General features: G+C 69.6%; 12 protein-coding genes. 5 read left to right on the top strand and 7 right to left on the bottom strand.

Annotation, left to right across the window (positions count from 1 at the left end; translation table 11 throughout):
* Nucleotides 1-7 precede the first annotated feature (7 nt).
* The 3 genes from NCG93_RS11555 to NCG93_RS11545 all read right to left on the bottom strand — a co-directional run bounded on the left by NCG93_RS11555 (nucleotide 8) and on the right by NCG93_RS11545 (nucleotide 4,076).
* Nucleotides 8-1,306 (bottom strand): ABC transporter substrate-binding protein, encoded by a 1,299-nt coding sequence (locus NCG93_RS11555; RefSeq protein ID WP_194414193.1) that lies wholly within the window; start codon nucleotides 1,304-1,306, stop codon nucleotides 8-10.
* Between the two features lie 106 nt (nucleotides 1,307-1,412).
* Nucleotides 1,413-2,504 (bottom strand): substrate-binding domain-containing protein, encoded by a 1,092-nt coding sequence (locus NCG93_RS11550; protein WP_194414192.1) that lies wholly within the window; start codon nucleotides 2,502-2,504, stop codon nucleotides 1,413-1,415.
* Nucleotides 2,505-2,639: 135 nt separating this feature from the next.
* Nucleotides 2,640-4,076 (bottom strand): XRE family transcriptional regulator, encoded by a 1,437-nt coding sequence (locus NCG93_RS11545; RefSeq protein ID WP_194414191.1) that lies wholly within the window; start codon nucleotides 4,074-4,076, stop codon nucleotides 2,640-2,642.
* Between the two features lie 141 nt (nucleotides 4,077-4,217).
* On the opposite strand from NCG93_RS11545, the gene NCG93_RS11540 reads away from it, so the two are divergent.
* Together NCG93_RS11540 and NCG93_RS11535 are read left to right on the top strand one after the other, a co-directional pair.
* Nucleotides 4,218-6,110, top strand: coding sequence for a phosphoenolpyruvate carboxykinase (GTP) (locus tag NCG93_RS11540; RefSeq protein ID WP_194414190.1), 1,893 nt, complete (start codon nucleotides 4,218-4,220; stop codon nucleotides 6,108-6,110).
* Between the two features lie 316 nt (nucleotides 6,111-6,426).
* Nucleotides 6,427-6,699 (top strand): hypothetical protein, encoded by a 273-nt coding sequence (locus tag NCG93_RS11535; RefSeq protein ID WP_252787525.1) that lies wholly within the window; start codon nucleotides 6,427-6,429, stop codon nucleotides 6,697-6,699.
* A 27-nt stretch (nucleotides 6,700-6,726) separates the two neighbouring features.
* Here the strand turns inward: NCG93_RS11535 and NCG93_RS11530 are convergent, their stop codons facing one another.
* On the bottom strand, nucleotides 6,727-8,805 hold the full coding sequence (locus tag NCG93_RS11530) for an ABC transporter ATP-binding protein (RefSeq protein WP_194414189.1): 2,079 nt from the start codon (nucleotides 8,803-8,805) through the stop codon (nucleotides 6,727-6,729).
* A gap of 27 nt (nucleotides 8,806-8,832) precedes the next feature.
* Nucleotides 8,833-9,048, bottom strand: a complete 216-nt coding sequence (locus tag NCG93_RS11525; protein WP_194414188.1) for an AsnC family protein — start codon at nucleotides 9,046-9,048, stop codon at nucleotides 8,833-8,835.
* A gap of 177 nt (nucleotides 9,049-9,225) precedes the next feature.
* Between NCG93_RS11525 and NCG93_RS11520 the strand changes: the two genes are divergently transcribed.
* Genes NCG93_RS11520 through NCG93_RS11510 form a run of 3 tightly spaced genes read left to right on the top strand, consistent with a single transcriptional unit; the run spans nucleotide 9,226 to nucleotide 11,962 of the window.
* Nucleotides 9,226-10,167: an ABC transporter ATP-binding protein gene (locus NCG93_RS11520; RefSeq protein ID WP_194414187.1), complete on the top strand. Its 942-nt coding sequence runs from the start codon at nucleotides 9,226-9,228 to the stop codon at nucleotides 10,165-10,167.
* Nucleotides 10,164-11,120, top strand: a complete 957-nt coding sequence (locus NCG93_RS11515) for an ABC transporter permease (protein ID WP_372495979.1) — start codon at nucleotides 10,164-10,166, stop codon at nucleotides 11,118-11,120. Before NCG93_RS11520 ends, NCG93_RS11515 begins: the two co-directional genes overlap by 4 nt.
* Entirely contained in the window at nucleotides 11,117-11,962 is an 846-nt protein-coding gene (locus tag NCG93_RS11510) for an ABC transporter permease (protein WP_194414186.1), read from the top strand. The genes NCG93_RS11515 and NCG93_RS11510 overlap by 4 nt, the downstream gene beginning before the upstream one ends.
* A 70-nt stretch (nucleotides 11,963-12,032) precedes the next feature.
* Here NCG93_RS11510 and NCG93_RS11505 read toward each other — a convergent pair whose 3' ends face one another.
* Together NCG93_RS11505 and NCG93_RS11500 are read right to left on the bottom strand one after the other, a co-directional pair.
* Entirely contained in the window at nucleotides 12,033-13,484 is a 1,452-nt protein-coding gene (locus NCG93_RS11505; protein WP_194414185.1) for an MFS transporter, read from the bottom strand.
* A gap of 233 nt (nucleotides 13,485-13,717) precedes the next feature.
* A complete protein-coding gene (locus tag NCG93_RS11500) occupies nucleotides 13,718-14,071 on the bottom strand; it encodes a Fe-S protein (protein ID WP_194414184.1) in 354 nt (117 codons plus the stop codon).
* Nucleotides 14,072-14,151 lie beyond the last annotated feature (80 nt).

The raw sequence follows: 14,151 nt of genomic DNA, 5'->3' as shown, positions 1-14,151 counted from the left end.
TGCGGGATTACTCGGAGATCTCGAGGCCGAGCGCCTCGAGACCGTCGACGGTCGCGGTCTGGGTCTGCTCGAGCGCGTCGCCGAGCGTCGGGCTGGTGGCCACGGCATCCTTCAGCGCGGTGCTGGTGATGTCGTAGCTCGGACCCCATGCCCACGGGCCGAGGTTCTCGGACGCGTCGTCGAAGACCGCGTAGATGTCGTTCGCGTAGTAGTCGACCGGAGCGACGGATGCCGCGGCGTCGTTCAGACCCGGATACGCGAGGTAGGCGGTCCCCACGGCGCCGCGCGCCTCGACGGCCTCGGGTGTCGTGGTCAGCCACTGCAGGAAGACTGCGGCGGCCGCCGCGTTGTCGGTGTTCTCGGTGATGGCGAAGCTCGTGCCGCCGCTCAGGGCGCCGCTGGGCTTGCCATCCCACGTCGGCGGTACCGCCGCGATCCACTTGCCGGCCTGGCCGGCGCCTTCGGTGCGGGTCTTCAGCCCGGAGGCGCTCCATGAGCCGCCGACCCAGCCGTTGACGACGCCGCCGGCGAGGTCGGCGGTCCACTCGTCGCTGAAGCCGAGCTGAGGCTTCACGAGGTCCTCGTCGATCAGCCGCTGCCAGTAGTCGGCGACCTTCACGGACTGCTTTCCGTCGATGTCGACCTTCCACTGGTCGTCGTCCACGCTGAACCACTGGGCGCCGGCCTGCCACGACAGCGGTGCCAGCTGCGGCTCGTTGGTGAAGAAGCTCGTGAGGTACGCGGCGGGATTCGCGGTCTTGACCGCGCGCGCGGCATCTTCGAACTCGTCCCAGGTCGTCGGCACCTCGACGCCGGCAGCCTCCAGGACGTCCTGGCGGTACCACATCACCAGCGGCGGTGCGTCGTAGGGGAGCGCGTAGGACGACTCCGCGAAGCTGACCAGATCACGCACCTGCGGGTCGTAGGCCTCGAGTACGTCATCGGCGACCAGGTCGTCGACGGCGACGAGCTGATCCGAGGCTACGAAGCCAGGGAGCCGGTCGTATTCGATGCCGGCGACGTCGGGGCCGGTGCCCGACTCGATCGCGGCGGAGAGCTTGGTGTACCCGCCGTTCGCGCCGTTGGGGATCTCCTCGAATGTCACGGTGATGTCGTCCTGGCTGGCGTTGAATGCGGCCGCGACGTCGGCCATGCCGCTCAGCGAGGACCAGAAGGTGATGTCGCCGGTGACGGGGCCCGAAGGCGTGGATGCTGCGGGCTCGGGGTCGGCGGACGAGCAGCCGGCGATGAGCACCCCCGCGCTCAGCAGCGCGACGGCGGTGAGTGTGGTTCGACGCAGGGACATGATCGGGTTCTCCTTCGAATCTTCAAACCGTGCGAGCCGATCCTCCTCTGCCTCGGCCTCGTCGCCTAGCCGAATGCGCTCAAACGCACAAAAGCGCACACGTGGATCATGTGCGGACGGTGGACTCCCGCACGACCAGGCTCGGCAGAAGGGTCATCCGCACGATCGTGTGCGGGGACCCCTCCGGCTGGCGGAGGCGGTCGACGCACAGCCGCACCGCGGCGTGGCCGAGCTCGTGCTTCGGCGGCGCGACAGCGGTCAGCGGCACGGCGGCCAGCGCCGAGATCTCATCGTCGTAGGCGACGACGGCGAAATCGTCGGGAATGCGCAGCCCTCGCTCGATGACCAGGTCGGTGAACGCCATCGAGTCCGCGTCGCCCAGGATCACGGCGGCGGTGACCTGCTGTTCCTGGCAGTCGTCGAGCAGGCAGTTCAGCTCGGCGATCGTGACGTTCTCGCCGATGCGGGGGGTCGTCAGGTCGCGGCGCAGTGCGTAGCCGTCGCCGTTGAGCCGGCGCATCGCACGGTCGAACCCCTCCTGCAGACTCGCGACCGTCGCGGCGGGCCTCGCGGCGAGCGCGATCCGGCGGTGCCCCTGATCCATGAGGTGGCGCACCGCCATCTCGGCGCCGTAGACGTGGTCGGATCGCACCCACTCGAACCTTCCCGCTGTGCTCTCCTCGACGGAGCGTTCGACGAGGACGACCGGGATCCGCGCGGACTCGAGCAGGTCGCGCAGGGGCGACACCTCGTCCCGGATCGCATCGTGCGGCGTGATCATCAGTGCATCGACGCCCCCCGCGATCAGCCGTTCGGCCTGACGCAGCTCCTCGTCCGGCGAGTAGTTGGTCGCGCCCACCACCAGACGGCAGTTGAGCTCGCGCGCCGCCTGGCTGGCGCCTCGGATGACCTCGGGGAAGTAGTAGTTCGCCGTCGGCACGATCATCCCGATCGTGGCGACGGGGCGCGAGACGACCGGTCCGCGGTCGGCTCCCGCGCGCTCCTGCTGCGCCGCCACCGCGGGGGACGTCGCCCCGCCGTGCACGCGCACGACGAGTCCGCGCGCCTCGAGCTCCAGCAGGTCCCGACGGAGCGTCATCGCGGAGACGCCCAGGCGCTGGGCGAACGCGGCGTTCTGCAGCGACCCGCGCAGCTCGAGTTCGCGCAGGATGGCATCGTGTCGTGCGGCTGCGACCATGCTCGTCGTCGGCCCCTCTGTGTGTGCAGTGCGAACGAACGAACGCACAAGTCCGAACGTAGCAGAGCGCGGCATGCGCGCGAATGGTCCCACACACGTCCGGGCGCTCGGGGCTGACGGTCAGCCCGCCGCCGGTCACGCGTGGCGGTCGAGGAAGTCGTAGACCTCGTTGTCGTCGACGCCGGGGAACGCGCCGCGCGGGAGCGGCGAGAACATCTGCATGTGCACGCGCGCGCTCGGCCAGGCCTTGCCCGACCACCGCTCCGAGACGTCGGACGCGACGCGGCGGCAGCACGACTCATCGGGACAGGTCGACGTGGCGCGCTTCTGCGTCTCGCGTCCACGGAACCAGCGTGCGTCGTCGAACGGCACTCCGACGGTGATCGAGAACTCGCCGGCCGAGGTCGTGCCGGTCTGGGTAGAGCACCAGAACGTGCCGGCGGGGGTGTCGGTGTACTGGTAGTGCTCGGTGGTGCGGTTCTGCTCCGAGAAGGCGGCGCGTGCGGAGAACTTGCGGCACGCGATCTGTCCATCGACCGCGCCGGTCACGTCCATCGGCAGGGGCAGGTCGTCGTTCTCGTACACCCGGGTGATGGCGCCCGACCCATCGACCCGGAGGAAGTGAAGGCGGATGCCGAGATGCTCGGTGGCCAGGTTGGTCAGGCGCATGCCCGCCGCCTCGTGCGTCACGCCGAACGCATCGCGGAAGTCCTCGACGGCGAGGTTGCGGTCCTTCTTGGCCTGCTGCAGGAACGCCACGGACGCGGTCTCCGGCATGAGGCAGCATGCGGCGTAGTAGTTGATCTCGAGGCGCTGCTGCAGGAAGTCGGCGTAGTCCGTCGGCCGCTTGTGGCCGAGGAGGCGGTGCGCCATCGCCTGCAGCGCCATCGACCGCAGGCCGTGACCGCCGGGGATGGATGCCGGAGGCAGATAGATCCGGCCGTGCTCGAGGTCGGTCACCGAACGGGTCGAGTGCGGCAGATCGTTGACGTAGAGCAGCTCGAAGCCGAGCTTCTCGGCCATGATGCTCACGGTGCGGTGGGTGAGAGCGCCCGACACGTGCCCGGCCGACTTCAGCTGCTTCTCGGCGAGCTTCTCGATGTCGGGCAGGTAGTTGTCGCGCTCGCGCATCATGAGCCGCAGCTCGGTGTTGGCCCGTCGCGCCTCCTCCGGGGTGGCGATCGCCTCGCGCTCGCGACGCTGCAGCTCACGGTGGAGGCCGAGGATGGACTCGATCGTGTCGTCGCTCATGCCCTTGGAGACCTTGATCGGCGGGACGCCCAGCTGACGGAAGACCGAACTGGTCTGCGCGCGCTCGAGCTCGATCTCGAGCGCCGCCCGCCGATTCGGCGGCTCGGTCGACAGCAGGTCGCCCACGTCGACGCCCGTCGCCGTCGCGATCGCCTGCAGCAGCGACAGCTTCGGCTCGCGCTTGCCGTTCTCGATGAGGCTCAGCTGGCTGCCCGCGACGCCGACCACGGCCCCCAGCTCGTCCAGCGTGTAGCCGTGTGCGAGGCGCTGATGACGGATGCGGTGGCCCAGGGTGGACAGTTCCAGCGAGGTCGGCGGCATTCCTTGATGCTAGCGAAAGAATCGCGACTTTTGACACGTGATTTCGTGGGAAGAGGCATCCATCACAGTCGAAAGTAGAGGAAGAGCACGAATCTGCATCGTCTGAACCGTCTGACGGTCGAATCAACGAGGAGCGACACCATGGCCCTTGCCGACATCTTCACCCGGACCGAAGGCTCCGCCCCCACGCGTCCCGCTGCCGCTTCGACGAGCGCGCGGACGTATGGCGAACTGCCGACCGTCCAGGGGGAGGGCATGGTCGCGTTGCGCGCCTGGGTCGACGAGATCGCCGCTCTCACCCGGCCCGCCCGCGTGCACTGGGTCGAGGGCTCCCGCGCCGAGAACGACGCGCTGCTGCGTGAGATGGTCGACGAGGGAAAGCTCATCAAGCTCAACCCCGAGTGGCGCCCGGGCTCCTACCTCGCCCGCTCGCACCCGAGCGACGTGGCCCGCACCGAGGCGCGCACGTTCATCGCCTCCGAGCGCGAGGAGGACGCGGGCCCGACGAACAACTGGGCGGCACCCGACGAGATCCGCGCCACCATCACGCCGCTGTTCGAGGGATCGATGGCCGGCCGCACGATGTACGTCGTGCCGTTCTCGATGGGCCCGGTCGGCGGTCCGCTGTCGCACATCGGCGTGCAGGTGACCGACAGCGCCTACGCCGTCACCTCGATCGGCATCATGACGCGCGTCGGCACCGACGTGCTGCGCGAGATCGCCGCCGGTGCGCCGTGGGTCAAGACCGTGCACTCCGTCGGCGCGCCGCTCCAGCCGGGGGAGCAGGACGTCGCCTGGCCGTGCAATGACGAGAAGTACATCGTGCACTTCCCCGACACCCTCGAAGTGTGGTCGTACGGGTCGGGCTACGGCGGCAACGCGATCCTCGCGAAGAAGTGCTTCGCCCTTCGCATCGCCTCGGTGATCGGCCGGAACGAGGGCTGGCTCGCCGAGCACATGCTCCTCATCCGTGTGATCGACCCCGCCGGACGCGCGTACCACCTGGCTGCCGCCTTCCCCTCGGCCTGTGGGAAGACGAATCTCGCGATGCTCCGGCCCACCATCCCCGGCTGGCGCGTCGAGACGCTCGGCGACGACATCGCGTGGCTGCGGCCGGGTGAGGACGGGCGCCTCTGGGCGATCAACCCCGAGGCCGGGTTCTTCGGCGTCGCGCCGGGCACCGGCGCCTCCACCAACGTGACCGCCGTGGAGACCCTGTGGGGCAACACGATCTTCACCAACGTCGCGCTGCGTCCCGACGGCGACGTCTGGTGGGAGGGCCTGACCGACCAGCCGCCGGCGGAGCTCACTGACTGGGAGGGCAACCCCTGGACCCCGGCATCCGGTCGTCCCGCCGCCCACCCGAACTCGCGCTTCACCGTCGCCGCAGCCCAGTGCCCGCAGATCGCCGACGACTGGGATGCGCCGCAGGGCGTGCCGCTGGACGCCATCCTGTTCGGCGGGCGCCGCGCCACCAACGTGCCGCTGGTCGTCGAGGCGACGGACTGGACGCACGGCGTGTTCATAGGCTCGAACGTCTCGTCGGAGCGCACCGCGGCGGCCGAGGGTGAGGTCGGCGAGCTTCGCCGCGACCCGTTCGCGATGCTGCCGTTCTGCGGCTACAACATGGCCGACTACTTCGCCCACTGGCTCAAGGTCGGTCAGAAGCTGCGGTTCGACCGCGCGCCGCGCGTGTTCCAGGTCAACTGGTTCCGCAAGGGCACGGACGGGCGCTTCCTGTGGCCGGGCTTCGGTGACAACTCGCGCGTGATCGACTGGATCATCCGTCGTATCGAGGGCGAGGTCGGCGCCGTCGAGAGCCCGATCGGCCGCCTTCCACGTGCCGAGGACCTCGACCTCGAGGGCCTGGACGTCACGCAGGAAGACCTCGACGAGCTGTTCGCCGTCGACCCGCAGCTGTGGCTGCAGGAGGCCGAGCTCACCGAGGAGTTCTACCGGACCTTCGAGGGCCGCGTGCCGGCTCCGCTCTGGGCCGAGCTGGCCGCGCTGCGCTACCGCTTGCAGCGGGCGTGAGCTCCCGCTCGCGCGGCTGACCCCAGACCGGCGCCCGCCGCTCTTCTTGGCAGAAAGGGCGGGCGCCTGCACGACCCGCGGCTCTTCGGGCCGACCGGGCGTAGCGGATGCCCCGGCCCCACCTGTGCGGCGGGCCGGGGCATCCTTCATCCCTCTGCCTCTGGGGATCCCCGCCTGCTCACCGCTCGCCGCGTGTCCGCCCGCGCGATAGTTCGGGCAGTCGAACGGCAAGTTCCCGTGGAGCCGCGGATCGCAGTTCGGGCGAACGCGACGGCGGTGGGAGGATGACGCGTATGGCCGATTCCGAGATCACCCTGTGCTGCCTGCGTGGGCCCACCCCGGCACCGAGGAGGCGCTCGTCGCCTACGAGGACGGCGTGCTCGCCCTGCTGCCCGACCAGGGCATCGAGCTCGAGCTGCGCGCCATCGGGGACGGCGCGCAGGGCCGGCCCCTCGAGACGCAGGTGTACCGCATCCCGAACCAGGCGGCCCTCGACGCGTACCTGGCCGACCCTCGCCGCACCGCGAACGCCGCCGAGCGCGACCGCGTCATCGCCCGCACGGAGCTCTTCCCCGTCGCCTTGCGCTGACGCCCGCGCCTGGCCGGCCGAACGCGCTCAGACGAGGAGCTGGTGCTTCGCGAGATCGCGGTACAGCGGCGTGGTCTGCACCAGCTCGGAGTGCGTGCCCTGGCCGACGACCTGGCCGTGGTCCATCACGACGATGTGGTCGCTGTCGACGACGGTCGACAGGCGGTGGGCGATCACGATGAGCGTGCGGCCGGCTGCGACAGCGTCGATCGCCTCGCGCATGCGCTGCTCGTTCAGGCCGTCGAGCGACGAGGTCGACTCGTCGAGCAGCAGGATCGGGGGAGCGGCCAGCAGCGCCCGGGCGATCGCGAGGCGCTGCCGCTCGCCGCCCGAGAGCATGACACCCGACTCGCCGACGGGGGCGTCGACGCCGAGGGGGTTGCGGTCCAGCACCTCGCCGAGGTTCACCGCGCGCAGCACGGCTTCGCACTCCGCATCGGATGCCTCGGGCGAGGCCAGCCGCAGATTGTCGCCGATCGTCCCGGCCAGCGTCGGGGCGTCCTGCTCGACGTAGCCGAGCTGTGCGCGCAGCGCGTCGCGGTCGAGCGCGCGCACGTCGGTGCCGTCCAGCAGGATCGCGCCGCCGGTCGGGTCGTAGAAGCGCTCGATGAGGGCGAGGGTCGTGCTCTTGCCGGCACCCGACGGACCGACCAGCGCGACGCGCGCGCCGCGTGGCACCGAGAACGACACACCGCGCAGCACATCGGCGGCTGCGGAGACGGATGCCGCGGCATCCGTCCGTGCCTCCGTCTGCGCAGCGGCCGGCTCGTCGCCGAGTGCGATCGCGGACGTGTCGACGTGGGCGTTCTCGAGCACGGCGCGCGCCTCGGATTCGGCCTTCCGACGCGCCTCGACGACGTTCTCGGGGTAGTGGAACCGCACGTCGCGGAACTCGATCGCCGGCGCTTCGACAAGCTCAGCGACCGGGTTCTGCTCAGCGACCGGGCTCTGCCCGGCGACCGGGTTCTGCCGGGCGACCGGGTTCTGCCCGGCGACCGACTCCGGTCCCTGAGCCTGTCGAAGGGCCGCGGCGATGGCGGCGTCGTCCTGCGACTCGGTCGGCAGGTCCAGCACCTCCTGGATGCGGCCCAGGGCGCCGAGCGCCTGGTTCACCGAGGTGATCGCGCCGAAGAACGAGCCGAGCGGCGCGATGAGCATGAAGAGGAACATGATGAAGGTCACCAGGCTCGCGATCGACAGCGCGCCGGTGGCGACGCGGAAGCCGCCGAGGCCGATGACGACGAGCAGCGACACCTGCAGAGCGATGCCCGCGATCGGCACGACCAGCGCCGACACCTTCGCGATGCGGATGCCGACGGTATAGGCATCCGTCGCCTGAGCGGTGACCGCGTCGACCTCGCGCGTCGTCGCGCCGGATGCACGCACCGTGCGGATCGAGCCCACGGCGCGTTCGACGCCCGACGCGAGCGCGCCCACCTTCTCCTGCTGCTCGGTCGAGGCGGTGCGGATGCGGCCGCTCAGGGCCACCACGCCCAGCACTGAGACGCCGATCACCACGACGATGATGGCGAGCAGCACCGGGTCGATGACGGCCATCGCGATCAGCGCGCCGGCGAACAGCAGTGCGTTGCCGATGGAGTCGGCCAGGCCCTGGGTGAGCGCCGCATACAGGAGCGTGGTGTCGCTGCCGACGCGCGAGACGATGTCGCCGGTGCGCCGCGCGTCGAACTCGCTGATCGGCAGGTGCAGGATGCGGGCGATGAGCCGGCGCCGGCTGGAGTACACGACGGCGGTGCCGGTGCGCTGCAGCAGATAGTGCTGCCAGCCGGAGATAAGCGACGAGAGCAGCACGAAGCCGACGAGCGCCCAGATCAGGACGCCGAGGTCGAGGTTCTCCTGAACACGCGTGATGACCTCGCCCACGAGGAGCGGCTGGACCAGCGACGCGCCGGCGCTCAGGATGCTGAGCACCACCACCACGGCGAGCGTGCGCTTGTGCTCGAAGAGGTAGGGGAGCAGCTGGCCGAAGCTCGCGCGCGGGCCCTCCTCGGGCTTGCCGCGGCGCGCGCGTCCGCGCGGCGGGCGGGGTGCTGCGGCCGCGGCTGCGGCTGTGGCGGGGGCTTCGTCGAGTTCGGCGGAGGGCATGGGTGTACCTCGTTCGTGAAAGGGGGCTTACCTTCGACCGTACTTCTTGTGGACGGCCTGTCTGCTCACGCCCAGGGCGCTCGCGATCGCCTGCCACGAGAATCCGAGGTTGCGCGCCCGGCGCACCTGCACCTCTTCGGCGCGCGCGAGTTCCACGCGCACCTCGGCGAGGCGGTGCAGCTCGGCCAGCGGCTCGCGTGCGTCCGATGCGCCGATCAGGGTGCGCAGGTCGTCTCCGCTCATCGCGTCGCCTTTCGTGCGGGACCGCCCATCCGAGATGAGCTGACGATCACGGATGCCGCGGGCCGCGGCATCCGTTCGTCAACCGTAGTTGACACCCGATGCAGTGTCAACTCGCATTGACATCCGTGCGCTGCCGGGGCGCTGTGCGGTGTCGGAGCGGGGAGTTAGGGTGGTGCGGTGCCTGCCCCCGTGATCACCGCTGAGAACCTCGTCAAGGCCTACAAGGTCAAGGGCAAGCCCGACTTCCTCGCCGTCGACGGGCTGTCGTTCGAGGTCGCGCCCGGCGAATCGTTCGGGCTGCTGGGTCCCAACGGTGCCGGCAAGTCCACGACGATGAAGATGGTCGGCGCGGTCTCGACCCGCAGCAGCGGTGAGCTGTCGATCCTCGGTCTCGACCCCGACAGGTACGGACCCGAGATCCGCTCGCGGCTCGGCGTGGTGCCGCAGCAGGACAACCTCGACGGCGAGCTCAACGCCCGCGAGAACCTCTACATCTACGGTCGCTACTTCGGTCTGCCGGGCAAGGTGTGTCATCAGAAGGCCGACGAGCTGCTGGCGTTCGCGCAGCTCGAAGACAAGGCGAAGAGCAAGGTCGAGCAGCTCTCGGGCGGCATGAAGCGCCGCCTGACGATCGCGCGGGGCCTGATCAACGATCCGCGCATCCTGCTCCTCGACGAGCCGACCACGGGCCTCGACCCGCAGGCGCGCCACGTGCTGTGGGACCGCCTGTTCCGCCTCAAGGAGCGCGGCACGACGCTCGTGCTGACCACCCACTACATGGACGAGGCCGAGCAGCTCTGCGACCGGCTCATCGTCGTCGACAAGGGCCGCATCATGGCCGAGGGCACGCCGGCCTCGCTGATCCGCGAGCACTCCAGCCGCGAGGTGCTCGAGGTGCGCTTCGGGTCGGATCGCAACCAGCAGGTCGCGCCGCAGCTCGAGGGCATCGGCGAGCGCGTCGAGGTGCTGCCCGACCGGATCCTGGTCTACACCCAGGACGGCGAGGCGGCGCTCGAGGCCGTGACCCAGCGCGGACTCACTCCGATCACTTCGCTCGTACGCCGCTCCAGCCTCGAAGACGTCTTCCTCCGTCTCACCGGAAGGTCGCTGATCGAATGAACGCGGCTCCCGAAGACGCCCACGCGTCGGGCGAGCCGGCAGAGTCGCGGATGCCGCCACCCGGCGCGTCCGGCGATGCCGGCGCGTCCGGCCGGCCCGTGTCGGCGACCGTCACGCAGCTCTCGCTCGACGAGCTGCGCGCCGAGGCGATGCAGTGGGGACGCAAGCCGCGCGCGTTCGGCACCTGGTACGTGACCGAGCACATGGTGCGAGCCATGCGCGCGTACGGCTGGACCATCGTCGTCGGCGCTCTCGGGCAGCCGATCCTCTACCTGCTGGGCCTTGCGGTCGGCCTCGCCGCGCTCATCGACGCGCCGATCAGCCAGAACGGCGTCGAGGTGTCGTACCTCGTCTTCGTCGCGCCGGCGCTGCTCATGACCGCGGCGATCTCGGTGGCATCCGAGGAGTTCTCGTACCCCGTCATCGCGGGCTTCAAGTGGCGCCGCTACTTCTACGGCTTCAGCGCGACAGGACTCTCGCCGGGGCAGATCGCGGGCGGCGTCGTGACCGGCGCGTCCGCGCGCATCGTGGTCGTCGTGCTGGCGTACTACCTGTTCCTCTGGCTCTTCCAGGCGGTGCCCGACCCGGCGACAGGCTGGCTCACGATTCCGATCGGACTGCTCGCGGGCCTCGCGTTCGGCATCCCGTACATGGCGTATTCCGCGTCGATCACCGACGACAAGGGGCAGGTCGCGCTCGTGCAGCGCTTCATCTTCATGCCGATGTTCCTGTTCTCGGGCACGTTCTACCCGCTGGCCACCCTGCCGCTGTGGCTGCAGTGGATCGGATGGGTCTCGCCGCTCTGGCACGCCACCGAGCTCGGCCGCATCGCCACCTACGGCATGCCCGCCGATCCGTTCGCGATCGTGATCCACGTCGGGTACCTGCTCGTGCTGTCGGTCGGCGGGTACATGATCGGCCGACGCGTCTTCCAGAGGAGGCTCGGCGCATGAGCTCCCTTCGACAGGCTCAGGGACCGGGAGGAACCGAGACCGCGGTCACGCGCACCGGCGGCGTGCGGGCGCTGTGGGCGGGCAACCCGCAGTCCGTGGTGCAGCGCGGGCTGGTCGCCGCGCGCTCCTCGAGCTGGGCAGTGGTGCTGTCGGGCTTCTTCGAGCCGGTGTTCTACCTCGCCTCGATGGGGATCGGCCTCGGCTCGCTGATCGGCGACGTGCAGACCTCCAGCGGCATCGAGGTGCCGTACGCGGCGTTCATCGCTCCGGCCCTGCTCGCCGTCTCGGCGATGAACGGCGCGATCTACGACTCCACCTGGAACGTCTTCTTCAAGCTCAACTACGGCAAGCTCTACGAGGGCATGCTGGCGACGTCGCTCGGGCCCCTCGACGTGGCGCTGGGCGAGATCCTCTACGCGCTGCTGCGGGGCCTCCTCTACGCCACCGGCTTCATGATCATCATGCAGATCCTCGGCCTGAATCTCGCGTGGACCGCGATCCTCGCCCTGCCGGCGGTGCTCCTCATCGCCTTCGGGTTCGCGAGCCTCGGCATGGCCGTCACCAGCTACATGAAGACCTTCCAGCAGATGGACTGGATCAACTTCGTGCTGCTGCCGATGTTCCTGTTCTCGGCGACGCTCTACCCGATCACGATCTACCCCGAGTGGGTGCAGCACATCATCATGGCGTTCCCGCTGTGGCACGGCGTCGAGCTGGTGCGCGGTCTGACGACCGGCATCCTCACCCCGGAGATGTGGTGGCACGTGCTGTACTACGTCGTCATGATCGCGATCGGCCTCGTGTTCACGACGAAGCGCCTGCGCGCGCTGTTCCTCGACTGAGGCACGGGCACGAAACGACGGATGCCGCAACCCGGGTGGGCTGCGGCATCCGTCGTCGTGAGGACCGGGGTCAGAGCGAGCCGGTCGCCCCGACGCCGAGGTCGGCGTCGTAGTCGATGTCCTTCGTCTCGGGCGCGAGGAGCAGTGCGATGAACGTGAGCACGCTCATCGCCGAGAGGTAGAGCCCGACCAGCACGGGGCTGCCGCCGGCGGAGGCCCACAGCCACACCGCGACGATCGGCGCGAGCGCCGCGCCCAGGATCGACGAGACGTTGTACGAGATCGCCGAGCCGGAGTACCGCACGTTCGTCGGGAAGAGCTCCGGCAGCACGGCACCCATCGGGCCGAAGGTGGACCCCATCAGCATGAAGCCGAACACGAGGAACGCCTGCACGAGTGCGCCGGTGAACTTCGGGTCGACCTGCGGCAGCAGGAAGACGTTGAACGTGAGACCGAACACGATGATGAGACCGGTCACCCACAGCAGCAGCCGACGGCGCCCGATCGCGTCGGCGATCGGCCCCGACAGCAGCGTGAAGATGCCGAAGAACACGACGCCGACGATCTGCATGACCACGAAGTCGGTGTACCCGAAGCCGAGCCCTGGCACATACGTGGCGGCGTCGAACGCGGTGCCGGAGGCGTCGGCCGCGGCCTCTGCGCCGGCGAGGGTGGCCTTGGTGCCGTACGCGAGCGTGAAGTTCGTCATCAGGTAGAACAGCACGTAGGTCGCCAGCATGATGAACGTGCCGAGGATCAGGTGCCACCAGTGGTGACGGATGACGGTGCCGAGCGGGAACTTGCGGATCGCGCCCTTCTCCTCCGCCTTCACGAACGTCTCCGACTCGACGAGGCGCAGTCGCACCCACAGGCCGATGATGACCATGACCGCCGAGAAGAGGAACGGCACGCGCCAGCCCCACGCCAAGAACTCCTCCGAGCGCTGGGCGGCCCCGTCGGGGTGGGGGAGCAGGAAGTTGATGGCGAGGAACACCGAGTTGGCGATGATGAAGCCGAGCGGCGCACCGAGCTGAGGGAACGTGCCGTACCAGGCGCGCTTGCCCGCCGGGGCGTTCTCGGTGGCGACGAGCGCGGCACCCGACCACTCGCCGCCGAGGGCGAAGCCCTGCGCGAGGCGCAGCACCAGCAGCAGCACGGCCGCCCATACGCCGATCTCGTTGTACGTCGGCAGGCAGCCGATGAGGAAGGTCGCGACACCCATCGTGAGCAGCGAGGCGACGAGGGTGGCCTTGCGGCCGAAGCGGTCGCCGAAGTGGCCGAACACGACGGCGCCCAGCGGGCGGGCGACCATCGCGGCGCCGAACACGCTGAACGACAGCAGCAGCGACGTGGTGTCGTTGCCGGTGGGGAAGAAGAGGAGGGGGAAGACCAGGACGGCGGCGGTCGCGTAGACGTAGAAGTCGTAGAACTCGATCGTCGTGCCGACGAGGCTGGCGAGGATGACGCGGGAACGGGGATTCGCGGGGGCCGCGGTATCAGCGGCGGTGGTGGGGGAGGTCAATTTTCACCTGGGCATGCGCGGAGCGGGGCATCCTGGTGGGATGCGGCGGTGGGCGTCCGCGAGACGCAGGGTGACGCGTCAGGCGGCACTGCACTGGATCACCGTGAGTGCGGACGGTGTCGCCCGGCACGAAGAACCAGCCTACTCCCGCGGTCGCGGACGGAGGCCCGGATGCGGAAAGCGGATGCCGCGGCCCGGGGCCGCGGCATCCGTTCGCACTTCTTCGGGGTGTGTCAGCGCCAGATCACGGCGATCGCCGCGTTCGTCAGGGTCAGCACTCCGACAGCCCAGAACATCGCCGGCGGGAGCGACCCGGTCTTACGCTGGCGACCGCGGCCGATGCCGAGCAGGGCGCCGATCGCGAGAAGGATCACGAGCTTCACGCCGAGCTTGACGTAGTTCAACTCGTACTCGATGCCCCACGGCGCAGCGAGGATGAGCCCGGCGACCGCGGCGATCGCGAGACCCCAGTCCATGACCCGGGTGAAGCGTCGCTTGCCGTTGACCGCCTCCACCACCCAGGCGCCGAACAGCACGGCGAAGCCGACGAGATGGACGAGCACGACGACGTGGCGAAGGATTTCCATGCCATCAGTCTAGCTGAAGGTTCGCCGATCACCAGGGCCCCCGTCGTTGAGCGAGCAAGGCGCGAGCGAGACGAAACGTC

This window comes from Microbacterium yannicii (genome assembly GCF_024055635.1).
Classification (GTDB): Bacteria; Actinomycetota; Actinomycetes; order Actinomycetales; family Microbacteriaceae; genus Microbacterium; species Microbacterium yannicii.
This window is presented reverse-complemented; position numbering and strand designations above follow the sequence as displayed.

What these genes read in the sequence shown, in the direction of transcription:
- NCG93_RS11515 (WP_372495979.1), top strand. Translation starts at nt 10,164, where the DNA reads ATGAACGCGGCTCCCGAAGACGCCCACGCGTCGGGCGAGCCGGCAGAG.
- NCG93_RS11500 (WP_194414184.1), bottom strand. Translation starts at nt 14,071, where the DNA reads ATGGAAATCCTTCGCCACGTCGTCGTGCTCGTCCATCTCGTCGGCTTC.
- NCG93_RS11555 (WP_194414193.1), bottom strand. Translation starts at nt 1,306, where the DNA reads ATGTCCCTGCGTCGAACCACACTCACCGCCGTCGCGCTGCTGAGCGCG.
- NCG93_RS11530 (WP_194414189.1), bottom strand. Translation starts at nt 8,805, where the DNA reads ATGCCCTCCGCCGAACTCGACGAAGCCCCCGCCACAGCCGCAGCCGCG.
- NCG93_RS11525 (WP_194414188.1), bottom strand. Translation starts at nt 9,048, where the DNA reads ATGAGCGGAGACGACCTGCGCACCCTGATCGGCGCATCGGACGCACGC.
- NCG93_RS11550 (WP_194414192.1), bottom strand. Translation starts at nt 2,504, where the DNA reads ATGGTCGCAGCCGCACGACACGATGCCATCCTGCGCGAACTCGAGCTG.
- NCG93_RS11545 (WP_194414191.1), bottom strand. Translation starts at nt 4,076, where the DNA reads ATGCCGCCGACCTCGCTGGAACTGTCCACCCTGGGCCACCGCATCCGT.
- NCG93_RS11540 (WP_194414190.1), top strand. Translation starts at nt 4,218, where the DNA reads ATGGCCCTTGCCGACATCTTCACCCGGACCGAAGGCTCCGCCCCCACG.
- NCG93_RS11510 (WP_194414186.1), top strand. Translation starts at nt 11,117, where the DNA reads ATGAGCTCCCTTCGACAGGCTCAGGGACCGGGAGGAACCGAGACCGCG.